The 24,882-nt window shown below is 63.2% G+C and carries 23 protein-coding genes and 1 pseudogene; 15 read left to right on the forward strand and 9 right to left on the reverse strand.

Annotation, left to right across the window (positions count from 1 at the left end; genetic code table 11):
* The first annotated feature begins 210 nt into the window (after positions 1 to 210).
* Positions 211 to 4,929: an alpha/beta fold hydrolase gene (locus tag NKI17_RS01550; protein WP_352905306.1), complete on the forward strand. Its 4,719-nt coding sequence runs from the start codon at positions 211 to 213 to the stop codon at positions 4,927 to 4,929.
* A gap of 63 nt (positions 4,930 to 4,992) precedes the next feature.
* On the opposite strand, the gene NKI17_RS01555 is transcribed toward NKI17_RS01550, so the two are convergent.
* From NKI17_RS01555 to NKI17_RS01570, 4 genes are all read right to left on the reverse strand, one after another.
* The gene (locus NKI17_RS01555) at positions 4,993 to 5,874 is read right to left on the reverse strand and encodes an alpha/beta fold hydrolase (protein ID WP_352905350.1); all 882 of its coding nucleotides are present in this window, start codon (positions 5,872 to 5,874) and stop codon (positions 4,993 to 4,995) included.
* A complete protein-coding gene (locus tag NKI17_RS01560) occupies positions 5,846 to 6,076 on the reverse strand; it encodes a YjiS-like domain-containing protein (protein ID WP_352905307.1) in 231 nt (76 codons plus the stop codon). Before NKI17_RS01560 ends, NKI17_RS01555 begins: the two co-directional genes overlap by 29 nt.
* A gap of 124 nt (positions 6,077 to 6,200) precedes the next feature.
* The gene (locus NKI17_RS01565) at positions 6,201 to 7,487 is read right to left on the reverse strand and encodes an NAD(P)-binding domain-containing protein (RefSeq protein ID WP_352905308.1); all 1,287 of its coding nucleotides are present in this window, start codon (positions 7,485 to 7,487) and stop codon (positions 6,201 to 6,203) included.
* Between the two features lie 44 nt (positions 7,488 to 7,531).
* Positions 7,532 to 8,116: an OsmC family protein gene (locus NKI17_RS01570; RefSeq protein WP_245274597.1), complete on the reverse strand. Its 585-nt coding sequence runs from the start codon at positions 8,114 to 8,116 to the stop codon at positions 7,532 to 7,534.
* Between the two features lie 421 nt (positions 8,117 to 8,537).
* On the opposite strand from NKI17_RS01570, the gene NKI17_RS01575 reads away from it, so the two are divergent.
* Complete coding sequence (locus tag NKI17_RS01575; protein ID WP_352905309.1) at positions 8,538 to 8,777, forward strand: hypothetical protein; 240 nt, start codon at positions 8,538 to 8,540, stop codon at positions 8,775 to 8,777.
* 26 nt (positions 8,778 to 8,803) lie between these two features.
* On the opposite strand, the gene NKI17_RS01580 is transcribed toward NKI17_RS01575, so the two are convergent.
* A complete protein-coding gene (locus tag NKI17_RS01580; protein WP_352621151.1) occupies positions 8,804 to 10,162 on the reverse strand; it encodes a trimethylamine monooxygenase in 1,359 nt (452 codons plus the stop codon).
* Positions 10,163 to 10,421: 259 nt separating this feature from the next.
* Here NKI17_RS01580 and NKI17_RS01585 point away from each other — a divergent pair, with 259 nt between their 5' ends.
* Both NKI17_RS01585 and NKI17_RS01590 read left to right on the forward strand, forming a co-directional pair.
* On the forward strand, positions 10,422 to 11,141 hold the full coding sequence (locus tag NKI17_RS01585) for a helix-turn-helix domain-containing protein (protein WP_352452528.1): 720 nt from the start codon (positions 10,422 to 10,424) through the stop codon (positions 11,139 to 11,141).
* Positions 11,142 to 11,300: 159 nt separating this feature from the next.
* A pseudogene (locus NKI17_RS01590) lies at positions 11,301 to 11,670 on the forward strand (endonuclease domain-containing protein).
* A 139-nt stretch (positions 11,671 to 11,809) separates the two neighbouring features.
* On the opposite strand, the gene NKI17_RS01595 reads toward NKI17_RS01590, so the two are convergent.
* From NKI17_RS01595 to NKI17_RS01610, 4 genes are read right to left on the reverse strand one after another with little or no spacing between them, the layout of a single operon-like run.
* Positions 11,810 to 12,850, reverse strand: a complete 1,041-nt coding sequence (locus tag NKI17_RS01595) for a heme-dependent oxidative N-demethylase family protein (RefSeq protein WP_352621149.1) — start codon at positions 12,848 to 12,850, stop codon at positions 11,810 to 11,812.
* A 9-nt stretch (positions 12,851 to 12,859) separates the two neighbouring features.
* Positions 12,860 to 13,825: a PDR/VanB family oxidoreductase gene (locus NKI17_RS01600; protein WP_352704679.1), complete on the reverse strand. Its 966-nt coding sequence runs from the start codon at positions 13,823 to 13,825 to the stop codon at positions 12,860 to 12,862.
* The gene (locus tag NKI17_RS01605) at positions 13,822 to 14,418 is read right to left on the reverse strand and encodes a dimethylamine monooxygenase subunit DmmA family protein (protein WP_352905310.1); all 597 of its coding nucleotides are present in this window, start codon (positions 14,416 to 14,418) and stop codon (positions 13,822 to 13,824) included. Before NKI17_RS01605 ends, NKI17_RS01600 begins: the two co-directional genes overlap by 4 nt.
* 14 nt (positions 14,419 to 14,432) lie before the next feature.
* Entirely contained in the window at positions 14,433 to 15,566 is a 1,134-nt protein-coding gene (locus NKI17_RS01610; protein ID WP_352905311.1) for an aminomethyl transferase family protein, read from the reverse strand.
* A 286-nt stretch (positions 15,567 to 15,852) separates the two neighbouring features.
* On the opposite strand from NKI17_RS01610, the gene NKI17_RS01615 reads away from it, so the two are divergent.
* The 11 genes from NKI17_RS01615 (at position 15,853) to NKI17_RS01665 (ending at position 24,880) form a co-directional block, all read left to right on the forward strand.
* Positions 15,853 to 16,140: a hypothetical protein gene (locus NKI17_RS01615; RefSeq protein ID WP_023673993.1), complete on the forward strand. Its 288-nt coding sequence runs from the start codon at positions 15,853 to 15,855 to the stop codon at positions 16,138 to 16,140.
* Positions 16,141 to 16,151: 11 nt separating this feature from the next.
* Positions 16,152 to 16,529 (forward strand): hypothetical protein, encoded by a 378-nt coding sequence (locus tag NKI17_RS01620; protein ID WP_023673992.1) that lies wholly within the window; start codon positions 16,152 to 16,154, stop codon positions 16,527 to 16,529.
* A 16-nt stretch (positions 16,530 to 16,545) separates the two neighbouring features.
* The gene (locus tag NKI17_RS01625) at positions 16,546 to 16,707 is read left to right on the forward strand and encodes a hypothetical protein (RefSeq protein WP_023673991.1); all 162 of its coding nucleotides are present in this window, start codon (positions 16,546 to 16,548) and stop codon (positions 16,705 to 16,707) included.
* Between the two features lie 15 nt (positions 16,708 to 16,722).
* Positions 16,723 to 18,123 carry an APC family permease gene (locus tag NKI17_RS01630; RefSeq protein WP_292653875.1) on the forward strand — a complete coding sequence of 467 codons (1,401 nt, stop codon included), beginning with the start codon at positions 16,723 to 16,725 and terminating at the stop codon, positions 18,121 to 18,123.
* Positions 18,124 to 18,169: 46 nt separating this feature from the next.
* The gene (locus NKI17_RS01635; protein ID WP_352905312.1) at positions 18,170 to 18,850 is read left to right on the forward strand and encodes a hypothetical protein; all 681 of its coding nucleotides are present in this window, start codon (positions 18,170 to 18,172) and stop codon (positions 18,848 to 18,850) included.
* Positions 18,847 to 19,179, forward strand: coding sequence for a hypothetical protein (locus NKI17_RS01640; RefSeq protein ID WP_352542207.1), 333 nt, complete (start codon positions 18,847 to 18,849; stop codon positions 19,177 to 19,179). Before NKI17_RS01635 ends, NKI17_RS01640 begins: the two co-directional genes overlap by 4 nt.
* Before the next feature lie 84 nt (positions 19,180 to 19,263).
* Positions 19,264 to 20,157, forward strand: coding sequence for a class II glutamine amidotransferase (locus tag NKI17_RS01645; RefSeq protein ID WP_352905313.1), 894 nt, complete (start codon positions 19,264 to 19,266; stop codon positions 20,155 to 20,157).
* A gap of 94 nt (positions 20,158 to 20,251) precedes the next feature.
* Complete coding sequence (locus tag NKI17_RS01650) at positions 20,252 to 20,914, forward strand: GltB/FmdC/FwdC-like GXGXG domain-containing protein (RefSeq protein ID WP_245274607.1); 663 nt, start codon at positions 20,252 to 20,254, stop codon at positions 20,912 to 20,914.
* 6 nt (positions 20,915 to 20,920) lie between these two features.
* On the forward strand, positions 20,921 to 22,249 hold the full coding sequence (locus NKI17_RS01655; RefSeq protein WP_023673984.1) for an FMN-binding glutamate synthase family protein: 1,329 nt from the start codon (positions 20,921 to 20,923) through the stop codon (positions 22,247 to 22,249).
* A 33-nt stretch (positions 22,250 to 22,282) separates the two neighbouring features.
* A complete protein-coding gene (glnT, locus tag NKI17_RS01660) occupies positions 22,283 to 23,590 on the forward strand; it encodes a type III glutamate--ammonia ligase (RefSeq protein WP_023673983.1) in 1,308 nt (435 codons plus the stop codon).
* Positions 23,591 to 23,626: 36 nt separating this feature from the next.
* Positions 23,627 to 24,880, forward strand: coding sequence for a sarcosine oxidase subunit beta family protein (locus NKI17_RS01665; protein WP_352575618.1), 1,254 nt, complete (start codon positions 23,627 to 23,629; stop codon positions 24,878 to 24,880).
* Positions 24,881 to 24,882 lie beyond the last annotated feature (2 nt).

The following is a 24,882-nucleotide window of genomic DNA, read 5'->3' on the forward strand; positions in this document are numbered from 1 at the left end:
TGCCGTCGGCACCATCAAAGCGAGCCGGAACGGGCGTGATCCCGTTCCGGCTCGGCATTCATGTGGACTTGTCCGTGTCGGCCTTCCCACGAAGGGAAGGCAAATCAGAGCGCAGGCGGAAACCTCACGCTTCCGGAAACGAAAGCTTTCGGCAACGGCACGGACTTGATACAATCCATGGCTAATTTAGCAGCGACTGGGATTGGCAAAGTGTCGCTCGAAATTCGCGTTCTCGGAGATCTGACCGTTCTTCGCCTTGGCGAGGTCGTTTCCTTGCCGCCTTCGAAAAAGACGCGGGCGCTACTGGCCTATCTTGCGCTCGTAGAGCGCCCGCAGCGGCGCGAGCGCCTTTGCGAAATGTTTTGGGAGGTACCGGACGATCCTCGCGGCGCCCTGCGCTGGAGTCTCTCGAAGATCCGACAGGTCGTCGACCTCGGGAACGGCGAGATCCTGCAAGCCGACCGCAACGCAGTTCGCCTGAACACCAGCGAAGTCGTGCTGGACATCGCGCCGCTCCGGGGCCTCGGCGGTCGTGACATAGAGGCTCTCGAACCGGAGAAACTGGAGGCCCTCGCCGGAGCGTTCCGCGGCCGTTTCCTGGATGATCTTTCACTGCCGCGCTGTCCGGAATTCGAAGCCTGGCGCCTTGCGACCGCCGACGAACTGCACGTGACGCATCTGCGCATCCTTCGGGTGCTCGTCGACCGGCTTGAGCCGGCGCGGGCACTTCCGTACGCGCATGTCCTGGACGGGTTGGAGCCTGGGGACGAGGCTCTTCGAGCGGACATCCGCCGGCTGAGCGAGGCAGCACGGCAATCCGCCATGGTCCAAAGCCGCGCTTCGAGAACCGACATCGAGGTCGCTCCCGCCGATGAGACCGTCCCTCCGACTCGTGTTTTGCCTGCGTCGGAGATACAGCTTGCCTCTCCGCCGGAGCGAACCCTGGCGCAGGAGATTCGCCGGTGCACGACGCCCGACGGCGCGCGCTTGGCCTATTCCTTGAGTGGTCAAGGCCCCCCTTTGGTAAGGGCCGCCCACTGGATGTCCCATCTCGAGCTCGAATGGGACAGTCCGGTGTGGAAGCATTGGATCGAGGGCCTCTCCGCGCACTACCAGCTGATACGCTACGACCAGCGCGGCAACGGCCTGTCGGACCGGTATCCCGCCGACCTGTCCTTCGAGGCCATGGTTGCCGACCTGGAGAGCATCATCGATGCCGCTGGTCTGCGCCGCGTTTCCCTGCTTGGCATTTCCCAGGGGTGCGCCGTTTCGATAGCCTATGCCGTCCGGCATCCAGAGCGTGTGGCGGGGATGGTGCTGTATGGCGGATTCACCAAAGGTTGGCGCAAACGGGGCAATCAGCGCGAAATAGCGCGCCGCGAAGCGATGGGAGCGCTGATACAGGAAGGCTGGGGCCAAGACGACCCGGTGTTCCGGCAAATGTTCACCTCCCTCTTCATTCCGGAAGCAACGCCGGAACAGAGGAATTGGTATAACGAGCTGCAACGCAATACCGTCTCGCCGGAAATTGCCCATCGCATTTTCGAGGAAGGCGCCGTCATCGACGTCGACGAGCTGTTACCGCGGGTCCGCGTCCCAACCCTGGTGATGCATGCCACGGGGGACGCGGTCATTCCATTCGATCATGGCCGGGCGATGGCCGGCAAAATCCCCGGCGCGCGTTTCGTTGCGCTAGACGGCGTCAACCACGTGCTGCTTGGCCACGAACCGGCATTCGCGACCTTCGTCGACGAAACGCGTCGTTTCCTTGCCGACCCCGAACAGACGCAGCAACTGGCAGGCCCTCCGGCGTCCTTGGGAATCAACCGCTCTCGGCAATACATAACAGTGCTGGCCGCGGAAGTGGTCAGTCCCATGCATCTCCTCGAAACGGAGGATCCCGAAGTGGCGATCCGCGAATTCCAGCCCGTCGAGGATCGGGTGGTAGAAGTCGTGGAGAGCCATGGCGGCGTCGTCACGTCGGCTGCTGACGGGACAATCACCGCAGCATTCGGCCTCGCTCGCGCCACCGAGGATCACGCTTATCTTGCATGCCGCGCCGCGCTTGCGGCCAAGCTGGCAGTGGAGGAGCTTTCCCAGGGCGGGATCCAGTTGAGGGCCGGAATAGACACCGGCGAGGTGATCGTACGGCAGCAATGGACGACCAAAGCCAGCAAGGTTGAACTGGCCGGAGCCGCGCCGCGTGCGGCCAACCGGCTGATGCGTGCCTTGCACCGTGCGACGATCGCCGCGACAGGCCGGGCGCGCGCAGCCGCCGGCGGCTATGTGCAGATGCACCGCTTAGCGCATTCGGAGCATCCGCAACTTGGCCAAGAGGAACGCATTTACGAGCTGTTGGGCGAAAATCACGCTTTGTCGCGCTGGCACCTGAGGGCCAACCGTGGCCTCACCGGACTGGTGGCGCGCGAGCTCGAGCTGAAAATCCTGCTTGCAACCTGGCGCCGGGTCAGGGAGGGCCACGGCCAGGTCGCCGGGATCGTCGCCGACGCCGGCATGGGCAAGTCGAGGCTTGCCCATGAATTTCTCTCCCTCGACGAGGTGGCCGGTTTTACTGTGCTTGAATGTGGCGGTCTGGAGTTTGATTCATCAGTTACTCTGGGTGCTGTAAAGAAGCTGCTGCTCTCGGCTTGTGGCATTCGTGGCGAAGACGGCTTGGCGGAAGCCCAGCGCCTGTTTGCCTTCAAACGGGCTGAACTGGACCTGGACCCAAGTCATACGGCGCCGCTTTCCTTCCTCGCGGACCTGCCGGTCGACGATTCTTCCTGGTGGCATCTCGACGCGCGGGAGCGGACCTCACGGGTATCCGAGGCGATGAGCGCATTTCTCGTTGCCTTGAGCCGGGCCTCGCCCGTAGCCGTGCTTATCGAGGATCTGCACTGGATCGATGCCGAGAGCGAGGCCGTAATGAACAGGCTGGTCGAGGTCATGGGCGCCAACCGTATCATGCTGCTCGCCACCTACAGGCCGCAGTACCGACACGAATGGAACCGCCGCGGCTATTTCCAGCAGATAAGGTTGGAGCGGTTCGCGCGGGACGAAATGGAGCAGTTCCTCACCGAATTGCTGGGATCCGATCCCAGCTTGGGGGAACTGCGGCAATCGCTTGCCGAGCGGGCCGAGGGCACGCCGCTATTCCTGGAAGAAATGGTGCGCGGATTGGTTGCGGACGGTGCACTTGCCGGCCAGTCCGGCCGCTACGAGCTCAAGAGGCCAGTGGATTCCATCACCATCCCGTCGACAGTTCAATCGCTCATCGCCGCACGTATCCAGCAGCTGGGTGACTCGGAAAGGCAGGCACTCCAACTCGCTTCGGTTATCGGCAAGAATGTTCCGTATCCCCTGCTGAGGGCGCTCTCGCCGCTCTCGGAGGCGGAGCTGGGGGTATGCCTGGCCAAACTGCAGAGTTTGGAATTCCTGTTCGAGGTCCAGAGCTATCCTCACGTGGAGTATACGTTCAAGCACGCGTTGACGCTCAAGGTGACCTACGAATCTCTCCTGGCGGAGGACCGAAAAAGGCTGCATCGGGCTGCATTGGTTGCGATGGACAGACTCTATGCCGGATCGCTGAACCACCACATCGAGGAACTGGCCGAACACGCGCTTCGTGCCGAGGCTTGGGAACCGGCCGCGGATTATCTGCTGCAAGCGGCGGGCCGGGCCGAGGAACGCTCGGCCTATTCCGCCGCGGTCCAGTTCCTCGAAAACGCCCGCAAAGCAGTCGCCGCGCTGCCCCGAAATCCGAAAACCCTCGCCCAGGCGATCAACCTGCGGGTGCGGATGCGGCCCGCCTACGGCGCCCTGGGTGCCTATCGGAAGGCGCTGCCGCAGCTATTGGAAGCGCGCGAACTGGCCATGGAACTGGGCGATCCGCAACTCATCTCCGACGTGTTGCTCCACTTGAGCTATCTCAACAGCTCCCACGGCCGCTACGAGGAGGCGCTGGAACCGGCCGACACACTCAAGCGCGGCGCGACGGCAAATGGCGTGCAGCGCTGCATAAGCGAGTCGGACCTGGCCGCCTCACAGGCGCTTCTGATCCGCAGCGAGGCGCGGCAGGTGCTGGAGCGGCTTGTTCCGCATGAGGAGAGGTTCACCAAAGCTTGGCGTCTGGAGCGTTTCGGACAGCTCGGTGCGCGTGCGGTTTGGTACCTTGGGCACCGCGCGCAGGCGGAAGCGCGGCTTGGCCGGTTCGATGATGCGGAACGTTCGCTTGCCGAACTGCAGAAGGTCGCCGCCGAAGTGGCGCGCCCGATCGATAGCTGCGCGGCCGCCTATTTCACCGGTGTGGTGGGCGTCCTGCGCGGGCCCGAGCCGGCGCTTGTCGAGGCGCTGCAATTGTGGTCCTCCGAAGCCGCTACCAGCGCATCTATCCTACTCCGGCCATGGCTGTTGACCGTGCTCGGGCATGCGGAATTCCTGCTCGGCCGCAACCACGACGCGGGCGCCACCTTGGAAATGGCGGTGACCGAGGCTGAGCGGCTCGATCTTGCCCAGTTCGAATGTCACGCGCGCGCGGTGCTCGCATGCGTGCGTGCGCGCCTGTATGAGCCGGAAGCTGCGGCCAATCTCGGCCATGCGCTCGAGCTTGCGCGGGGACGCGGCGATCCGTGGAGCGAGATCATCGTACTGCGCGGCCTTGCCGAGCTGAAGCCTTCCAGATCGGCCATTGGCTGGCTCGAACAGGCCTGCAATCTTGCCAGGCGGGTTGAATTGCGGCCGGAGCTTGCCCGCTCCTTGCTAGCTCTCGGGCTCGCGAAGCGGCGCGGCAAGATTGCTGGCGCGGATGCAACTCTCGCGCAAGCGGCCAAGCTCTACACAGAAATGCAGATGCGGGAGGATTTCTCCGGCATGGAGGAGCCGACCGGAAGTGTCCTGCCCGATCGCGTTCCCATGGCGGTTACGGCTTGATCCCTCCGCATCCAGGGATCTGCTTCGAAGGTTTGCGCTGCCTGTAGGGCAAGCAAGCCGCGGTCACGCAGCTCGCGACCCCGCGGTGTCATGGAACGATATCTGCCGGACCAAACGATCCGCCACCACGTCTGCGTGGGTCAGCGGTCCCATATGTCCGGCGCCAGGAACAATCGCCCCGATTGCGGCCGGAACGCGGGAAACGAGTTCGCGGGCGATGAGCCGCGTCGGAACTGGTGCAAATTCGCCGCGCAATACCAAGACCGGAAAGCCAAATCGGGCATATTCGCTTGCTGGCGTCGATTCATGGATCAATGCGTGGAAGTCCAGGCTGGCCTTCGGCAGAAACCGCACGAGTGCAGCCTGAAGTTCCGGCTTCATCGCGGCGAAGATGCCGGCCCCACCCCAGTAGTCGATGAAATGAGCTGTCGCGGTCAGGTAACTGCCGTTGATCAGGCCGTCATGGACGGTGCCTGCGATCGCCAAGACTTCGCCGAGCGCCTCGTGGCCCTCACAGTCCAGCTCGCGCAGCAGGTGAAAGGCAGACGGCTCATAAAGGGAGAGGCTGGCCAGCCGGTCTGGACGCATCGCCGCTATATGCGGGGCCAATCCACCACCATAGGAATGGCCAACAAGATGCACAGGCCCGTCATGGTGGTCGATCATCTCCAGGATACCGGCGGCTTCGTGGGTCAGATGGAAAGCGCCGGCACCAGTCCAGGTGCCGCCGCCCGGCGCCCCGATCAGATCGGGTGCGATGAGCCGGTAGCTGTCATCGAGCCGCTCCGCCAGGCTGCGCCATTGCCGTCCGCTGCCGCCTGAGCAGTGCAGGGCGATGACAAGCGGTGCCTGACACGCCCTATGCGTGACGTGGGACGTCGATGCGGCAATCATCGAGCCCCGCCCTCCTCCGCCCTCAAAAAACGCGTGCGGCGGCTGGATCACGCCCGGCAAACGAAGTGATCCAGTTGATCTCGAAGCGGGTGATGCCGATGTCGCGCAAGATGTAGTCCGGCAACTCATAAAGCTGTCTACGGTCCCGTTGGATACGAATGAAACGCCAGACTGCGGCCAACATTGTTCCGCCAGCCCAGCGCAAACCTCGCGTTCTGGTGAGGCACAGGGATGGGTTCACCATTTCACTCATTTTGATTTTCTCCATGGTTGCGGGCGCTGACTACGGCGCCGGTGGAGCCCTTGTCGTTGTCCGCCGTGAGCGTCATCGTTGAAGGCAACGTCGATTTTTGCCGCGCCAGCGTTGTATTCGGCGGTCAGGCCGCGGCTCGGCGGGAGACGTCGAGAAACATTGCCAGGTGAGCCGCCAGCGCCTCCGCATCGCGGCCGACGCCGTCGAGGAAGCTGGAGCTTCGATGGCGCATGAAATTGAGGCCGAGCACGTAGAGTCCCGGATACGCGCAGACGCCGCCATCGTTCAGGATTTCGCCCCGGGCGTCGAACACATCCAGCTTCAGCCATGGGTATTCCCGGCGATAGCCGGTGGCCCATATGATCGTCTCGATACCCTGGTCGATGAGGTCGATTTCGGTCGCCTCGGCGCTCAGGATCAGGCTCGGAATGGAACCGGGATCGATCGAGTAGAGGCCGTCTCCGGCGGCCGCGCGGTCGATATTGGCCAGCACGCGCCTCAGCCTGCGTTCCGCCGCCATGGTCGTGTCGGCGAGATCGCCGTTGAACCGAATGCGTGTATCGCAAGCGGCAGCCGCTCGACCGACAAGACGAACGCCTTGCTCCCGAAGACCGGCAAGGTCGAGCGTCCTGCGCTCGGGTGTGCCTATCAGCTGCAGGGAGGGCTGCCGCCGTGCCGCGGTGAGATCCGGAATTTCAGCGACAGGCTTGGCAAGCATTCCCAGCCGGTCGAGCCACCACAGGATGTCGTGCCCGCGGTAAAGCCTCGGTAGGCGTGTATGACTGCCGACCGACAGGGTCACCGGGCGCCCGGAGCGATTGATCTCCTCCGCAAGTTGTATGCCGGTCGCCGAGGCCCCGGCCACGAGAACGCCACCCTGGGGCAGTTGCTGAGGATTGCGATAGTCCCGCGGCACGATTTGCCTGATACGAGAGGAGATCTGCTTTGCTAGTGGCGGAATGCGTGGCCTGTTGCTGTATCCGGTCGCGACCACGACCGCACGTACGCTCCATTGGCCGCGATCGGTCAGCAGCCGGAAGCCTCCGTCGACCCTTTCGGTCGAAAGCACCTCCACACCGTCCTCCACCGGTGCGGTGATCGAGCACGCGTAATCCTCTAGGAACCCCACCGTCTCGGCCATTGTCATGAAGCCGTCGGGATTGGCTCCGCGATAACCGCCGCCGGGCAGGCGTGTCATCCAGTTGGGCGTCAGCAGGCGCAGCGAATCCCACCGTTCGCTGCGCCAGCGCTCAGCGATGCGGCCGCGCTCCAGCACGACGTGGTAGACCCCGCGCTCGGACAGGCACCGGCTCATGGCTAAACCCGCCTGTCCGGCGCCGATAATGGCTACGTCTGTATGCTGCATGGAATCCGCGCCTTGTAAGCAGGGGCAACAGATCGCCGGCGCCATCCTTTTCAGGACGAGGCCGGCGATATTGCTCTTGCGGACCGAAGTCAGCCTTTCACGGCAACCGAGACCGGCACGCCGTTGGTCAGCACGTCGAACACCGCGGAACGGGCGCGCGACTGCATTACGATTTCCTCGAGCTTCTCAGCCGAAGCATCGCCCTTGATCTTGAAGGAGATACGGATGCCCTGGTAGCCGTTGCGGACTTCGTTAGAGATGCCGAGGATGCCGCGAAGGTCGATGTCGCCTTCGACGGTCGATTCCACCTCATGCAGCGTCACGCCGCGCGCGGCCGCGATGTTCGCGATGCCGGCGGTGAGGCAGGAAGCAAGCGCGTGGAGTAGGTATTCGACCGGCGTCGGGCCGTTGTCTTCGCCGCACAGGACCGCCGGATGATCGCTGTCGGCCTGGTATGCCGTCACATGCGGCTGCTCGGCGCCAGCGCCGAAGAAGTTGGCCATCGTGCTGCGGCTGTGCGTGCCGGTGATCCAGCGGCTCTTGGCCCGGAACTGGAACTTGGCAAGCTCCGGCTGGCCCGCGACGGCATTGATGGTGGCCAGAAGGGTGGGCGTATTGACGCCGTTCCTCGGCTCCCGCGACGCCTTCTTAACGGAAGCCTTTTCCATGACCATTGTATCGTCCTGCATGTCATTCACTCCTGGGTTCGGATGTTGCGCGACCGGGATCGCCCCGGACGGCTAAACCTCGGCCGGCAGCGTTTGACGTGCAGTGGGAACAACAGTGGGAAAACGAGAGGTTTTTTTGCGTCAACCAGTCGTGAACAGCGCCAGATCCGCAATCAGCGAAACGGCGGGCCTTCAAACGCTTTGCTTCCTCGCGCGGTGCGATCTCCCGTAAGCGCCGAGAACGCTTCGCAACCGAAACCACAGGAGATCAGACCATGTCTCGTTCATTTGGAAAGGATACCCGCCCGTCCTCAACCGACTGGGCTGTCATAGCTCGCGGGCCAAGCAAGGCCGAGGTGCTCGCCCATATCGCGAACATTCACATATACGCGAGCACCCTAAATCGGCCCGGCCGCGAGAAAACCACATGAGGCTTGTTGCGGCGGGAGTGCCGATCGGCCCCCCGTCGACAACACTTGTCGGGATAATGTTTTCGGTCGACGTCCAGCTGGCCGCACACGGCATCGCGGTCCATGCCGGGGCGAAGTTTTCGACCGGAAAGACCAGCGCCGTGCGCGTCGCGACCAGCATCCTGAGCGAGGAGCACCTCGAGCACGTCGCAAATTCCGTGGCGCTGGCAGCCGGCCCGGCGCGGGAAGTTAACTGAGGCAAGTCAATCGCCGTTCGGACTGCTTACTCCGCCGCCACGCCCTTCACCTCGAGATAGCTTTCCATTGAATCGTCCATCGCCTGCAGCCAGGGCGTATGGTGCAGCGGCGCCATCGTGCCGGTCATCAGCGAGCGGTAGGCGTGGTCGCGGAAGCCCATAATGTCTTCCGCCTTGTGGTGCTCCCACTCCATGAAGGTCTGATTGACAGCCTCGACATCGAAGCCGGGATAGTCGGTCTGCTCCATCAGCTCCCTGGTGTAGTCGCCCTGGAACCAGATCATCTGCTCGGCGTCTTCAAGTGTTTCTTCACGTGCCCGCCATTTCCGGCCGTGCTCGGCCATCGCTTCGGCCGAGGGCAGCTTGATGCGGCCCATGATGACGTCGCGGGCGAACCAGGCCTGCGCGTCGAACATGTTGAAGGTGTAGAACTGGTCCTGCATGCCGATATAGGACAGCTTCGGGTTTTTCTCCCAGACGACGCCCTCGTAGAGCCCGTCCGGCCACATACGGTTGGCGGTCTTCAGCTTCAAATCCTCGGTGAGGAACGGGAAGGAGTGGAGATAGCCGGTGCACAGGATGATGGCGTCGACGTCTTTGGTGCTGCCGTCCTTGAAATGCGCGGTCTTGCCGACGACCTTCTGCAGCAGCGGCACTTCCTTCCAGTTGTCCGGCCATTTGAAGCCCATCGGCTTCGAGCGGTAGCTGGAGGTGATCGATCTGGCGCCGTATTTGTAGCATTGCGAGCCGATGTCCTCGGCCGAATAGGAACGGCCGATGATCAAAATGTCCTTGCCCTTGAATTCCATCGCGTCGCGGAAATCGTGGCTGTGCAGGATACGGCCGTTGAAGGTCGAAAAGCCTTCGAAATAGGGAACGTTGGGCACGGAGAAATGGCCCGAGGCGACGACGACATTGTCGAACTCTTCCGAGTAGGTGACGTCGCTGGTGCGGTCATGCGCGGTGACCGTGAATTTTTTTGTCGTTTCGGAAAAGGTGACCATGCGCACCGGGCTGTTGAAGCGCACCCATTGGCGCACGCCGGATTTTTCGACGCGGCCCTTGATGTAGTCCCACAGCACGGCGCGCGGCGGATAGGAGCCGATCGGCCGGCCGAAATGCTCCTCGAAGGTATAGTCGGCGAATTCGAGGCATTCCTTCGGCCCGTTCGACCAGAGATAGCGGTACATCGAGCCGTGCACCGGATCGCCGTGCTCGTCGAGGCCGGTGCGCCAGGTGTAGTTCCACAGGCCGCCCCAGTCGGACTGCTTTTCGAAGCAGACGATCTCGGGAATATCGGCGCCCTTGTCAGCGGCCGACTTGAAGGCCCTGAGCTGGGCCATGCCGGACGGCCCGGCTCCGATGACGGCAACACGATCTTTCATTGCGGGCCTCCCGATCTCATTTCCCTAACGAAACAAATTTCACTGACAGGACAGTAATTGCCCCTTCGATGCTGTCAACAGGGCTTGTCGCGAAACCGCGCTTCGCCCAGCTGGATTTCCAAGCGACGCAGTAGCTCGGGCGAAATCCGGACATTGCGCAATTCGACACGGGTGGCTTGCCGTGGCAGTTGCGCTTCTGTATCGGCACCGAATATGTTCACCGTGAGTGAAATGAATCGGCAAGGTCCGGGGTGGCAACATGGCGAAAAAAGCATCCAGTCTAAAGCCCGCTGCGGCCGTCGTCGCCGCCAAAGCCAAGCCGTCGGTCGCTGCAATCGATCCGCGCAAGATACGCGCGCCGCTCACCCAGAACCCGCACGCCATTCGCGACACCCGCGAAAAAGTGCTGGAGGTCGCGATCGGCCGCGAGGTGCGGGCATTCCGCAAGAAGCTCGGCATCACCGTCGCCGATCTGGCTGCCGCCACCGACATTTCGCTTGGCATGCTGTCGAAGATCGAGAACGGCATCACCTCGCCGTCGCTGACCACGTTGCAGGCGCTGTCGCGGGCACTCGGCGTTCCCGTCACCGCATTCTTCCGCCGCTTCGAGGAAGAGCGCAGTGCCGTCTTCGTCAAGGCCGGCGAAGGCCTCGACGTCGAACGCCGCGGCACGCGCGCCGGCCACCAGTACAATCTGCTCGGCCATATCGGCTCCAACACCAGCGGCGTCGTCGTGGAACCCTATCTGATCACGCTGACCGAGGATTCCGACGTGTTTCCGACCTTCCAGCACGAGGGCATGGAATTCCTCTATATGCTCGAGGGCGAGGTGGTTTACCGGCACGGCAGCAATCTCTACCCGATGAAGCCCGGCGACAGCCTGTTCTTCGACGCCGATGCGCCGCACGGACCGGAAGTGCTGAGCGTTCTGCCGATGCGCTATCTGTCGATCATCTGCTACCCGCAAAGCGCGGGGTGAGAGTTCGATCTCCCCCTCGTGGGACCTCGTGGGGGGAGATCGGCAGCTTCGCCGACGACGCCTCTTTTGCAGCGTTGGCGATTGGCGAAAGCTGAGGTGACATCCAATCTCCCCCCTTGAGGGGGAGATGTCCGGCAGGACAGAGGGGGGCGAACCGCGATGACGCATAATCCAGTACCCGCCAACAATCGCCGCAATGCGCGCAGGATGCGCAAGGTGATGACCGATGCCGAACTGAAGCTCTGGAACGAGATCAGGGCGCACAGGCTGATGGGACTGGGGTTTCGGCGCCAGATGCCTATCGCCGGCTATATCGTCGACTTTGCATGCCCGGACAAAAAGCTGATCGTGGAGCTCGACGGTTCCCAGCACGCTGAGGCCGAAGCGTCGGATAGACGCTGCAAGAACCGCAAAGCTCGAAGCGCTGGGCTGGACCAGCCTTCGCTTCTGGAATGATGACGTTATCCGCGATATCAACAATGTCTGCCAGCATATCGTGATTGTGGCTGGGCTGGCTGGCGCGTCGTGATCTTCGCCGAAGCGGTGGAGTGGGCATTGTGGGAAGGCCGGCGCTCTACGGCGCCCCCCTCTGCCCTGCCGGGCATCTCCCCCTCTTGGGGGGAAGATTGGCAGCTTGAGAGGGCAGCGCAAATATCAGCAGGAAAAACTCAATCAGGCCCAAAACCCACCGACGTCGCACTGCCGTCATCCAACTTCGACAGCCACTCGACCAATGTCGCACGGTAACGCGTCAGGCCCTTGTAGGCGGCGAGTTCGTCGGGAAGGTCGCGGATGACGCGGTGCAGGCGCCGTGCCCATTTCGGCTGCGTCACCAGCTCGTCCATCTTGATCAGGTAGCAGCGGATCGGGAAGACGATCGCATTCGAGCGCGGCAGCCGCCAGAAGCTCTGCAGCTCGACGCGCAGATGAACCTTGTCGCCGACATTTTCCGGCGTCACCGTGGCGCGGTCCGGACCCCATTTGTGGTAATTTTCCGGGCTGGTATCGAGGCGCGGATTGATGGTCATCGTCCAGTTCAGCCGGCGCGCCGGCTTGCCCTGCTGGATGTTGGTGAGGAACTTCAGTGCCCGGACGAAGATGCCCTTCTCATGCGCCAGCGGCACCGGCGCGTGCCATTCGAAGAAGTTCATGCCGATGTCGAAATCGAGCGACCAGTCGGCCTGGGTGGTGACCATGCCGGCATCCATCCACAGATTGCCGTCGCGCTGGTCGAGGATGCAGAAATCGCCCTGGCTCTGGCGGGTAATGTATTCCATCGGCCCATAGGGCAGCGTCGAGACATCGCCGAAGGTGAAGCTGTCGTCGATGCCGAGCGGCCGGTTGATCCAGCGCCAGCGGTCGCCATCGCGCGTCAGCGTGAAATGCTCGGGATAGCCCAGCGCCTGCTGCTCCATCAAAAGCTCGAGCAGATCCCAGCCGGCCAGCGTCATGTGCGGCAGCGACTGGCAGCGCAGCGGATCCTCGGCCAGCACCAAAGCGCGGTCCTGCATCTCGGCGACATAGTGCTCGTCGACGTCGATCAGGTTCTCCAGCACGCTGCCCTTCGGCCCGACGACATGCGGCTCGATGTTGACGGCATACATGTAGCTGTCTTCATGGAACGGGAACGGGAACCGCCTGATGTGCTCGGGGCTGTTCCTGAAGGTGAAGTCGTCGCGGAAGGTTTCCTTGCGAAAGGTGATGCCCAAGCTCGCCTCCTATCTTTCCAGCACCAGCGACCGGCCCTCGAAGCGCGAGACGCAGGGCATGATCTTGCAGCCCGAACGGTGGTCTTCCTCGCTCAGCCAGTGGTCGTTGTGGATGAATTTGCCGTCATGCGAAATGACGTTGGTCTCGCACTGGCCGCAGACGCCGCCGCGGCAGAGATAGGGCGGATCGACGCCGGCCGCCTCGATCGCCTCGAGCAGGCTCTGCTGCTCGTCGACACGGATGGTCTTGCCGCTGAGCGCCAGCGTCACGTCGAAGGGCGCGCCGGGCTGCGGGGCCGCGAAATGCTCGAAATGCACGGTCTCGCGAGGCCAGCCGAGGGCGGCGGCACGCTCGCGCACCCAGCCGATCATGCCCGACGGGCCGCAGACATAGAGATGCGTGCCGAGCGGCTGCGACGACAGCAGCCGGTCGAGATCGACGCGCTCGTCGCGGTCGTCGTGATAGAGCCTGACCCGGCGGTCGTAGCGCTCTCTCAGCAGGTCGGCATAGGTGCCGAGCGAGGCGGTGCGGCAGGTGTAATGCAGTTCGAAATTGCCGCCTTCCGCCGCCAGCTGCGCGGTCTGCGCCATGAACGGGGTGATGCCGATGCCGCCGGCCAGCATCAGATGCTTCCTGGCGCGCAGATCGAGCGAGAACAGGTTGACGGGATAGCTGACCACCATCTCCGTGCCCGGCCTGACCTGCCTGTGCATGAACAGCGAGCCGCCGCGGCCGGCGTCGTCGCGGCGCACCGAGATGGTGTATTCGCGGGTGTCGAGCGGCGAGCCCATCAGCGAATAGGGATTGAGCCTGGTGCGTTCGCCATCGCGCATCTCGACGACGACATGGGCGCCGCCGGAGAAGGTCGGCAAAAGCTCGCCGTCGCGCCGGCGGAAATGAAAGCGCGTCACCAGCTCGTTGACCGGGACGACATCGCTGACGAGGACATCGAGCTTGGTGGTGCCGGTGCTCATCGAAAGACCTCCTCGATCGGAGGAATTTCGCTGCGGTCCTCGGCATTGATGCAGACGCCCTGGTAGGCGGCGAGCCGCCGCGAATAATGATCGCGCACCAGAAGCAGCAGGCCGCAATGCGAACAGGTCGCCGGCTGCGTCGTCACGTTCTCGGTGATGCCCTTGCAGTGGACGCATTGCATGCGGCGCGCCAGCGAGCCGCGATGCTCGGTCTGGATCGAGGTGTGGTCGATGCCGGCTTCGAGCGCCGCCTGCATGGCCTGGCCGATCAGCCCTTCGGTGCCGGCAAGGTAGAGCCTGAGGCCCATATGCGCGTTGGCCAGCGTCTGCTTCAGCCGCGGCAGGGCGCTGGCGAAGGAATGGCCGAGGTAGAACTGCGCCGGCTTCAGTGCTTCGAGCGCATCGGCGTATTTGCCGTCGCGGCCGGGAATGAAGATGATGTGGGCGCCGCCGAAGAAATCCGCCGGTGCCTTGGCGGCCAGATCGGCAATCGCCAGCGCTCCCTCTGCATCCGCTATGAAAAGATGATGCTTGCCAGGCTGCGGAGACAGGGTCCCATAGACCGGCCGGCTGATGATGCTTTTCGCTGCCATACCCGCAGTATGCCTCAGCCTTTCGCCGTGCGCTTGGTCTTCTTCGGATCATCGAAAGGAAGCGGCTCGGCGATTGCGCTGATGGCGCCGCTCTTGTTGCGGATCTCGAGCCTGGTGCCCTGCACCGCGCAGTCGACCTCGAGCCGGGCGATGCCCATCGATTTTTTGACCAGCGGCGAATACATTGCGCAGGTCACCACGCCGACCTTTTTGCCGTCGCGATAGACCGGTGCGCCGTCGTCGGCCGGCTCTCTGCCTTCGAGCAGCACGCCGAAGATCTTGAAGCGCTCCTTGCCCTTGAGGCGGTAGTGTTCCTCGGCGCCGCGAAAGCCCGTCTTGCCGGGGCTGACGGTGAAGTCGAGACCAAGCTCCCACAGTGTGTCGCCCGGGCCTTCGTTCTCAAACGGGTATTTCTGCGAATTGTCGTAGGGGTAAAACAGCAGATAGCTCTCGACGCGCAGCATGTCGAGCGTGGTGAAGCGGCACGGGATGATGCCGGCGCTCTTGCCCTCGTCGAGGATCCTGTCCCAGATCGTTCCGGCGTCCTGGCCACGGCAGAAGATCTCGTAGCCGCGCTCGCCGGTGTAGCCGGTGCGCGAGATCATCACCGGGAAGCCGAACAATTGCGTCTGCATGTGGTGGAAATAGTTGAGGTCGCGAATGCCGGGCACATGCTTTGCCAGATAATCCACGGCTAGCGGCCCCTGCAGCGAAAGGTCGTGCAGATTGTCGTCGAAGCGCAGAGACACGTCGCGACCGACGGAAGCGCGCTGCAGCTCTTCATGGCCGGTGCCCGAGCCATGCACGACCATCCAGGAATTCGGGCCGGTGCGGTAGAGGATGCAGTCGTCGGTGAACTTGCCGGCCTCGTTGAGCATGCAGGCATAGGCCGACTTGCCGGGATAGATCTTTTCGACGTCGCGCGTCGTCGCCAGATCGATCAGGTGCGAGGCGTGCGGCCCGGTGATGTGGACCTTCTTCAAGCCGGACACGTCCATCAGGCCGGCCTTGGTGCGGATGGCGATATACTCTTCGTCGGCGTCCTTGTCGTAGGTCCAGGCGGTGCCCATACCGCTCCAGTCCTCGAGCTTCGAGCCGAGCGCGCGATGGCGGTCCGCAAGCGTCGAAAATCTCCAGGATGCCGTCATCCGCTGTCCTCCGTTCGAAAGAAACTTTTTTGCTTTCCCCTGCTCCCTGCACACAGGCGGGAGCGTTGCCTTGAATATTGATCGCAAACGCCGGGAGCCTGCAATACCCGTAAGCAAATAATTTCATTGTCAGGCAAATCCGGCGAGCCCAAACAAACGGTTAACGTCGCGTAAAATCGTCTTGACAATTCCAGAATTCGGCCGGATTTTATGAAAAAAATTTCACTCTCTTGAAAGAGGGCAATGACCGGCCAATCCGGACCGGCGTTGAAAAAGGGGAAAGCCGATGTCCGACCTGCAACAGCGCGTGGAAGCGTTGTACCGTTCCGACGTGCGTGGATCCATGCTCCTGATCGTCTGCCTGTGGGCGACGATCCTCTTTGTCCTGTTCATGACATGGCCATACGTCCCCGACGCCGGCATCAAGCTCGTCGTCGCGGTCGCCGCCGCCGCCGTGCTGATCTTCAACACGGCCGCCATCCTGGCGATGGTCAACCACTACAAGGAAGACAAGGACTTCATCTACGGCCTCGACATCAAGAATGCCGACGCCTACCGCAACCGCAAGTCCTGAGGGGGAGACGCATGGCCCGCTATACACCGCCCGAACAGAGCAAGGCCGGACAGGTTTTCGATATCGCCGTCGTCGTGGTCGCGATTTTCGTCGCGCTGTGGCTGCCGCTGAAACTAGGTCTGGCAGGGGCGGCAAAATCCATCGACGCGCTCGACGCCAAGACGTGGGAAGCGCTCGGCCAGAACCCGACCATGGCCTCGATCTGGGAAAAGCTCGGCTACACGCCGGAAACCGCGCACGACATCATCCAGAACCGGTTCCACTACATCATCGACTGGCCGACGCTGATCATCATGGCGGCGGTGCTGATCGGCTATTTCATCTTTCTGTTCCGCGCATCGGACCGCGAATACCGCGACGTCATCGACGAAAAGTTCGGCGACAAATAGATAGGGAAGCATCGTCATGTGGGTGGCACTCTCTTACGCATGCTGGGGCATCTCGATCGTGCTCGCGCTGTGGATGCTCTACGACTGGTTCAAGATCGACACGACCTATTCCGAAGAGATGCTGACCTCGTCCAGGGAAGGCGAACTTGAAGCCGTGTCCGAAAAACACCGGATCTGAGTGGGGGATTGAACGATGACGATCACGGCTGAACCAGCGGTGCAAGTGCAAGGCGACAGGGTTTCACTGCTCAGGGTGCTCGGCCCCGCCCATGTCTGGGCGCTCGGCGTCGGCATCGTTCTGGTCGGCGAATTCACCGGCTGGAATTTCGCGGCGGACAAGGGCGGCGCGCTGGCGGCGCTGATCGTCTGCTGGATCGTCGGGCTGCTCTACACCTCGGTCGCGATGATCGATTCCGAAGTTACCTCGACGGTTGCCGCCGCCGGCGGCCAATATGCGCAGGCCAAGCACATTGTCGGGCCGCTGATGGCCTTCAACGTCGCGCTGTTCCTGGTCTTTGCCTACACCATGCTCGAAGTGTCGGACGCGATCCTGCTCGGCGACACCATCGTCGCCAAGGCCGGCGTCGAGGGGCTCAACCACAATTCCTTCATCGCCGCGACCATCGTCGTGCTGGCATGGCTGAACTATCGCGGCGTGCTGATGACGCTCAACGTCAATTTCGTCATCACCGCGATAGCCTATGTCTCGATCGTCATCCTGTTCTTCTCGGTCAGCCCGTGGACGCAAGGCGCCGTGCTCAAGCTGAACGAGTTGGTGACCCCGGGCAACGCCCTGCCCTATGGCTGGATCGGCGTCATCGCCGCCTTCCAGTTCGGCATCTGGTACTATCTCGGCATCGAGGGCACCACGCAGGCGGCCGAGGAAGTGCGCTCGCCGGCGCGCTCGCTGCCCTACGGCACGATGGCCGGCATGATCACGCTTCTGATCGCCGCCGCCATGACCTGGTATGTCTGCGCCTCGCTGATGCCCTGGGAATATCTCGGCATCACCTATTATCCGCTGTGGGACGCGGGCAAACTGACCGGCAGTGCGCTGCTGGAAAACCTGTTGTTCATCGCGACGCTGCTTGCCGCGCTCGCCTCCGCCAATGGCTGCATCAACGACGCCGCGCGCGCCTGGTTTTCGCTCGGCCGCGACCGCTATCTGCCGACCTGGTTCTCGGCGGTGCATCCGAAATACCGCACGCCCTATCGCTCGATCCTGTTTCTGCTGCCGATCGCGCTCGCCTTCGCCTTCATCGCCGACCTCAACCAGGCGATCACCTTCTCGATCCTGTCGGGCGTGCTGCAATACACCTTCATGAGCATCAACATCATCATGTTCAGGAAAAAGTGGCCGCTCGGCTCGATCCGCCGCGGCTACACCCATCCGTTCCATCCGCTGCCGGCTATCGTCTTGTTCTGCCTTTGCGTGGTCACCTTCTTTGCGATCTTCCTCGGCTTCGGCTCGCAGCTGATCGCCATGGTCGCCTTCTACTTCCTGATCTCGCTGTGGTTCCACTTCTACCGCTACAAATTCGTGCGCCGTGGCGCCCAGTTCACCATGCCGTGGCCGAAGCCGCAGGGCTACTGACGGCGCGCCCGGTCTGGGCGGGCATTTGCGTGACGAGGTGCGTTAGGTGATCTCAGCATTGCTCGCCGGGGCGGTTGCCCTGGCTCTCGTCCTCCACGTAGCCTGGCTTGCGCGGGCCAGCCGCGCCAAGGCTTCGACCAGGCTTGCCGCCGACGAAGCCGGCGTCCGCGCCGTCATCCCCGACGCGGCCAACGTCTCGGACGGCACTGCCGGCGTCGTTACCTTCGCCGGCTCGTGGAACGGCCGGCGGGTGCAGGTGCGGACCATCGTCGACACGCTGGCGATCAGGAAGCTGCCGGCGCGCTGGCTGAGCGTTTCGATCACCGAAAAGGTCGCGATACCAGGCACTTTCGATATGATGATGCGGCCGGGATCGCCGACGACTTTTTCCAATTTCGATCATCTCGTCCATCCGCTGCCGAAGGCGGCGGGGTTTCCGGCCGAGGCGGTGCTGCGGAGCGACCGCAAGGGCGTGCGCTTCCCCGAAGCCATCATCGCCGGCCACCTCGATGTCTTTGCCGAGGAGCGCGCCAAGGAATTGCTGATCACGCCGAACGGCGTGCGCATCGTCTGGCTGCTGGCCGAGGCCGAGCGGGCGCGCTACGGCGTATTCCGGCAAGCCGAATTCGGCGCGGTCAGGCTCGATCCGGTGCTGATCGAGAGGCTGCTGTCGTCGGCTTCGGCGCTGCGCGATGCCATCAATCAAAGCGAACGGCAAGCGGCATGACCAGCCAGATCACCACCTCCCCCGCACCACCGAGCCCCTATCTGGTTCTGGGCGCTGCGATCGTCTTGCCGGCGAGCGGGCATGTCGTGCTCGGGGTGCCGGTGCGCGGCCTGCAATTCCTGTTCTTCATGGTGATCCTTGCCTGGGTCACCGCCAAGATCGCGCCGCCCGACGCCAGCTTCGTCGGACGCCATGCCGGCGGCTTCCTGATCTATGCCCTGTCGATCCTGGATGCCTACAAGATCGCCCGCATCCGCTATGCCAAATGGGTTCACAATGGCGGCCAGCGCAGCGATAGTGCGGCCGGCGGCGCCTCAGCCGATATATAACGACAGGAAAATTTTTTTCATACCAATTGAATTCCCGAGACTCATTCGATACATCTCGGAGGGAACAAACTCGCGGAGGCTGACATGTGCGGAATCGTCGGACTGTTTTTGAAGGACAAGTCGCTCGAGCCCCAGCTTGGCGCGATGCTGTCGGAGATGCTGATCTCGCTCAGCGATCGCGGTCCCGACAGCGCCGGCATCGCCATCTATGGCGCGCCCTCCAGTGAAGCCAAGATCACCATCCAGTCGGCCAAGCCGGAGCGCGATTTCCGCGGCCTCGACGCCGAACTCGCCAAGGCAATCGGCGCGCCGGTGAGCATTGCTGCGAAGTCGACGCATGCCGTGGTCCGGACGATGCCTGCCAAGATCGACGATGCGCGCGAGGCGATCCAGACGCTGCGCCCCGACATCCGCATCATGGGCGCCGGCGACGTCGTCGAAATCTACAAGGAAGTCGGCTTGCCCGAAGCGGTCGTCGACCGTTTCGGCGTCCGCGAGATGACCGGCACGCACGGCATCGGCCATACCCGCATGGCGACCGAATCGGCGGTGACGACGATGGGCGCGCATCCGTTCTCGACCGGCGCCGACCAGTGCCTGGTGCATAATGGCTCGCTGTCCAACCACAACAATGTCCGCCGCGAGCTGATCCGCGAAGGCATGACATTCGAGACCGAGAACGACACCGAGGTCGCTGCCGCCTATCTCTCCTCGCAGATGGCGCATGGCAAGAATCTGGGCGAGGCGCTGGAAGGCACGCTGAGCGATCTCGACGGCTTTTTCACCTTCGTCGTCGGCACCAAGAACGGCTTCGGCGTGGTGCGCGATCCGATCGCCTGCAAGCCCGCCGTAATGGCCGAAACCGACCAGTATGTCGCCTTCGGCTCGGAATATCGTGCGCTCACCAAACTGCCCGGCATAGACAATGCGAAGGTCTGGGAACCCGAGCCCGCAACCGTCTATTTCTGGGAGCATTGAACCAATGCCGGCAAGCAATGCCTTCAATACGGGCAACCTCTCCAAGGCCGCGCGCGAGCCGGGCCAGGCATCGCGGGTCTTCGACCTGGCCGAAATGTCGCTGCGCGAGCTCAACCAGGCGCTGCACGATCTGGCGCCCGGTTCGAACGAGACCGCCTGGGAGGTGCTCCACCCGCGAGGCAGCCATTCGGTCGCCGTCGGCGTCGACCAGCCGGTCGCCATCGATGTGCGCGGCAGCGTCGGCTATTATTGCGGCGGCATGAACGACGGCGGCACCATCACCGTGCATGGCTCGGCCGGGCCCGGCGTCGGCGAGAACATGATGTCCGGCCAGATCGTCGTCAAAGGCGATGCCAGCCAGTACGCCGGCGCCACCGGCCGGGGCGGGTTGCTCGTCATCGAAGGCAACGCGTCGTCGCGCTGCGGCATCTCGATGAAAGGCATCGACATCGTCGTCCATGGCAATATCGGCCACATGTCGGCCTTCATGGCGCAGTCCGGCAACCTCGTGGTGCTGGGCGACGCCGGCGATGCGCTCGGCGATTCCATTTACGAGGCGCGGCTTTTCGTGCGCGGCAAGGTCGAAAGCCTCGGCGCCGACTGCATCGCCAAGGAGATGCGGCCCGAGCATCTCGAATTGCTGCAAGGCTTGCTCGACCGCGCCGGCGTGACCGGCGTCAAGGCGGCGGAGTTCAAGCGCTACGGCTCGGCTCGTACCCTCTACAATTTCAATATCGACAACGCCGACGCGTATTGAGGCTCAATGACCTATCGCAACCCGCCGACGACGCCGCGCAAATCCGCGACCTTCGACGACTACACGCTTTCCGAGATCCGCCGCGCCGCGGCGACCGGCATCTATGACATCCGCGGCGCCGGCGCCAAGCGCAAGCTGCCGCATTTCGATGACCTTCTGTTCCTCGGCGCCTCGATCTCGCGCTACCCGCTCGAAGGCTATCGCGAGCGCTGCGACACCAGCGTCGTGCTCGGCTCGCGCTATGCGAAGAAGCCGATCGAATTGAAAATCCCGATCACCATTGCCGGCATGAGCTTCGGCTCGCTGTCCGGCCCGGCGAAGGAAGCGCTCGGCCGTGGCGCGACGCTGTCGGGCACCTCGACGACCACCGGCGACGGCGGCATGACCGAGGAAGAGCGCGGCCATTCGAAGACGCTGGTCTACCAGTATCTGCCGTCGCGCTACGGCATGAACCCGCGCGATCTGCGCCGTGCCGACGCGATCGAGGTTGTCGTCGGCCAGGGCGCCAAGCCAGGCGGCGGCGGCATGCTGCTCGGCCAGAAAATCTCCGACCGCGTCGCCGAAATGCGCACGCTGCCGAAAGGCATCGACCAGCGCTCGGCCTCGCGCCACCCCGACTGGACCGGGCCGGACGACCTCGAGATCAAGATCCTCGAACTGCGCGAAATCACCGACTGGGAAAAGCCGATCTACGTCAAGGTCGGCGGCGCGCGGCCCTATTACGATACCGCGCTTGCGGTGAAATCGGGCGCCGATGTCGTCGTCGTCGACGGCATGCAGGGCGGCACTGCGGCGACCCAGGAAGTGTTCATTGAAAATGTCGGCCAGCCGACGCTTGCCTGTATCAGGCCGGCGGTGCAGGCGCTGCAGGATCTCGGCATGCACCGCAAGGTGCAGCTGATCGTCTCAGGCGGCATACGCAACGGGGCCGACGTCGCCAAGGCGCTGGCGCTGGGCGTCGACGCGGTGTCGATCGGCACGGCAGCGCTTGTCGCGCTCGGCGACAACGACCCGCGCTGGGAGGCGGAATACAACGAGCTCGGCACCACCGCCGGCGCCTATGACGACTGGCACGAGGGTCGCGACCCGGCCGGCATCACCACGCAGGATCCCGAGCTAATGAAACGGGTCGATCCGATTGCGGCCGGACGGCGGCTGGCGAATTATCTTAAGGTGATGACACTTGAGGCTCAGACAATCGCACGCGCCTGCGGCAAGAACAGCCTGCACAATCTCGAGCCCGAGGATCTTGTCGCCTTGACGATCGAAGCCGCCGCCATGGCCGGCGTGCCGCTGGCCGGCACCAACTGGATACCGGGCAAGAACGGCTTCTAAAACAAACCAAATGCCAGTAAGCGAGGAACTATAATGGGGAACGATCTCGCCGCCTTCGCCAAGGAGAAGGGCGTCAAATATTTCATGATATCCTACACCGACCTGTTCGGTGGGCAACGCGCCAAGCTGGTGCCGGCGCAGGCGATCGCCGACATGCAGCGGGACGGTGCCGGCTTTGCCGGCTTTGCCACCTGGCTCGACCTGACGCCGGCGCATCCCGACATGCTGGCGGTGCCGGATCCGGCCTCGGTGATCCAGTTGCCTTGGAAGCCGGAGGTCGCCTGGGTCGCCGCCAACTGCATCATGGACGACAAATCGGTCGAGCAGGCGCCGCGCAACACGCTGAAGCGGTTGATCGCGGAGGCGGCCGGCGACGGCATGCACATCAAGACCGGCGTCGAGGCCGAATTCTTCCTGATCTCGCCGGATGGCAAGACGATTTCCGACGAATATGACACGGCGTCGAAGCCCTGCTACGACCAGCAGGCGGTGATGCGCCGCTACGATGTGATCGCCGAGATCTGCGACCACATGCTGGCGCTCGGCTGGGGCGCCTACCAGAACGACCACGAGGATGCCAACGGCCAGTTCGAGATGAACTGGGCCTTCGACGATGCGCTGGCGACCGCCGACAAGCATTCCTTCTTCAAATTCATGGTGAAATCGGTCGCCGAAAAGCACGGCCTGCGCGCAACCTTCATGCCTAAACCCTTCCAGGGCCTGACCGGCAATGGCTGCCATGCGCACATCTCGGTGTGGGACAAAGACGGCAAGACCAATGTCTTTGCCGACAATGCGATGGAGCTCGGCCTGTCGGCCAAGGGCAGGAATTTCCTCGGCGGCATCATGAAACATGCGTCCGCGCTTGCCGCCATCACCAACCCGACGGTCAATTCCTACAAGCGCATCAACGCACCGCGCACCATCTCCGGCGCCACCTGGGCGCCGAACACGGTGACCTGGACGGGCAACAACCGCACCCACATGGTGCGCGTACCCGGCCCCGGCCGCTTCGAGCTGCGCCTGCCCGACGGCGCGGCGAACCCGTATCTGCTGCAGGCGGTGATCATCGCCGCCGGCCTTGACGGCGTCCGCTCGAAGGCCGACCCCGGCAGGCGCTACGATATCGACATGTACCAGTTCGGCCATACGGTCGAGGGCGCGCCGAAGCTGCCGCTCAACCTGCTCGACGCGTTGCGCGAGTTCGACAACGACAAATCGCTCAAGGCGGCGCTGGGTGAGGAATTCTCGTCGGCCTATCTAAAGCTCAAGCAGCAGGAATGGAATTCCTATGCTTCCCACTTCACCCAGTGGGAGCGCGACCACACGCTCGACATCTGATCCGGAATTGTTGCACGCCCGGCGCGAAACAGGTTCATGAAATACTCGATCTTCTCCCTCGCCCGGGCGGCATTTTCCGGCCACAAGAACTGGCAGCGCACCTGGCGCGACGCCAGCCCGAAGAGCCACTACGACGTGGTGATCATCGGCGGCGGCGGCCATGGCCTGGCGACGGCATGGTTCCTCGCCAGCGAATACGGCATCAGGAATGTCGCGGTGCTGGAAAAAGGCTGGATCGGCTCCGGCAATGCCGGCCGCAACACCACCATCATCCGCTCCAATTACGGGCTGCCCGGCAATACCGGTTTCTACGAGCTTTCGATGAAGCTGTGGGAACGGATGGAGCAGGACCTCAACTACAACACCATGGTCAGCCAGCGCGGCGTCATCAATCTCTACCATTCCGACGCGCAGCGCGACGCATATGCGCGGCGCGGCAACACCATGCGCATCAACGGCATCGATGCCGAACTGCTCGACCTCGCCGCGGTCAGGAAGATGATGCCGTTCCTGAACTTCGACAATGCGCGCTTTCCGGTGCAGGGCGGGCTTTTGCAGCGGCGCGGCGGCACGGCGCGCCACGATGCCGTGGTCTGGGGCTATGCGCATGCGGCGAGCGCGCTCGGCGTCGACATCATCCAGAACTGCGAAGTGACCGGTTTTGTCCGCGACGCCAACGGCAAGGTGACCGGTGTCGAGACGAGCCGCGGCAGGATCGGCGCGGCCAAGGTCGGCATGGCGGTCGCCGGCTCCTCGTCGCGCGTCGCGGCGATGGCCGGCATACGGCTGCCGATCGAAAGCCATGTGCTGCAGGCCTTCGTCTCCGAGGCGATCAAGCCGCTGATCCCCAATGTCATGACGTTCGGCGCCGGGCATTTCTACGTCAGCCAGTCCGACAAGGGCGGCCTGGTCTTCGGCGGCGATATAGACGGCTACAATTCCTACGCCCAGCGCGGCAATTTGCCTGTCATGGAAGACGTCTGCGAAGGCGGCATGGCGCTGATGCCGATGATCGGCCGGATACGGCTTCTGCGTCAGTGGGGCGGCATCATGGACATGTCGATGGACGGCTCGCCGATCATCGACAAAACACCGGTCGACGGGCTCTATCTCAACGCCGGCTGGTGCTATGGCGGCTTCAAGGCGACGCCCGGCTCCGGCCTGGTCTTTGCCCATCTGCTGGCGCGCGACGAGCCGCACAAGGAGGCTACTCGCTTTCGTCTCGACCGCTTCCGGCGAGGTGCGATGATCGACGAAAAGGGCCAGGGCGCCCAACCGAACCTGCATTGAAG

The organism is Mesorhizobium sp. M0816 (genome assembly GCF_040320005.1).
Taxonomy (GTDB): Bacteria; Pseudomonadota; Alphaproteobacteria; order Rhizobiales; family Rhizobiaceae; genus Mesorhizobium.

Bases quoted from the DNA above. Each gene is read 5' to 3' on its own strand.
- NKI17_RS01565 (WP_352905308.1), bottom strand. From the start codon at position 7,487: ATGGCGCCGGCGATCTGTTGCCCCTGCTTACAAGGCGCGGATTCCATG.
- NKI17_RS01650 (WP_245274607.1), top strand. From the start codon at position 20,252: ATGTCGCTGCGCGAGCTCAACCAGGCGCTGCACGATCTGGCGCCCGGT.
- NKI17_RS01580 (WP_352621151.1), bottom strand. From the start codon at position 10,162: ATGAAAGATCGTGTTGCCGTCATCGGAGCCGGGCCGTCCGGCATGGCC.
- NKI17_RS01645 (WP_352905313.1), top strand. From the start codon at position 19,264: ATGTGCGGAATCGTCGGACTGTTTTTGAAGGACAAGTCGCTCGAGCCC.
- NKI17_RS01600 (WP_352704679.1), bottom strand. From the start codon at position 13,825: ATGAGCACCGGCACCACCAAGCTCGATGTCCTCGTCAGCGATGTCGTC.
- NKI17_RS01615 (WP_023673993.1), top strand. From the start codon at position 15,853: ATGTCCGACCTGCAACAGCGCGTGGAAGCGTTGTACCGTTCCGACGTG.
- NKI17_RS01575 (WP_352905309.1), top strand. From the start codon at position 8,538: ATGAGGCTTGTTGCGGCGGGAGTGCCGATCGGCCCCCCGTCGACAACA.
- NKI17_RS01610 (WP_352905311.1), bottom strand. From the start codon at position 15,566: ATGACGGCATCCTGGAGATTTTCGACGCTTGCGGACCGCCATCGCGCG.
- NKI17_RS01620 (WP_023673992.1), top strand. From the start codon at position 16,152: ATGGCCCGCTATACACCGCCCGAACAGAGCAAGGCCGGACAGGTTTTC.
- NKI17_RS01655 (WP_023673984.1), top strand. From the start codon at position 20,921: ATGACCTATCGCAACCCGCCGACGACGCCGCGCAAATCCGCGACCTTC.
- NKI17_RS01560 (WP_352905307.1), bottom strand. From the start codon at position 6,076: ATGAGTGAAATGGTGAACCCATCCCTGTGCCTCACCAGAACGCGAGGT.
- NKI17_RS01585 (WP_352452528.1), top strand. From the start codon at position 10,422: ATGGCGAAAAAAGCATCCAGTCTAAAGCCCGCTGCGGCCGTCGTCGCC.
- NKI17_RS01665 (WP_352575618.1), top strand. From the start codon at position 23,627: ATGAAATACTCGATCTTCTCCCTCGCCCGGGCGGCATTTTCCGGCCAC.
- NKI17_RS01640 (WP_352542207.1), top strand. From the start codon at position 18,847: ATGACCAGCCAGATCACCACCTCCCCCGCACCACCGAGCCCCTATCTG.
- NKI17_RS01570 (WP_245274597.1), bottom strand. From the start codon at position 8,116: ATGGTCATGGAAAAGGCTTCCGTTAAGAAGGCGTCGCGGGAGCCGAGG.
- NKI17_RS01625 (WP_023673991.1), top strand. From the start codon at position 16,546: ATGTGGGTGGCACTCTCTTACGCATGCTGGGGCATCTCGATCGTGCTC.
- NKI17_RS01630 (WP_292653875.1), top strand. From the start codon at position 16,723: ATGACGATCACGGCTGAACCAGCGGTGCAAGTGCAAGGCGACAGGGTT.
- NKI17_RS01605 (WP_352905310.1), bottom strand. From the start codon at position 14,418: ATGGCAGCGAAAAGCATCATCAGCCGGCCGGTCTATGGGACCCTGTCT.
- glnT (WP_023673983.1), top strand. From the start codon at position 22,283: ATGGGGAACGATCTCGCCGCCTTCGCCAAGGAGAAGGGCGTCAAATAT.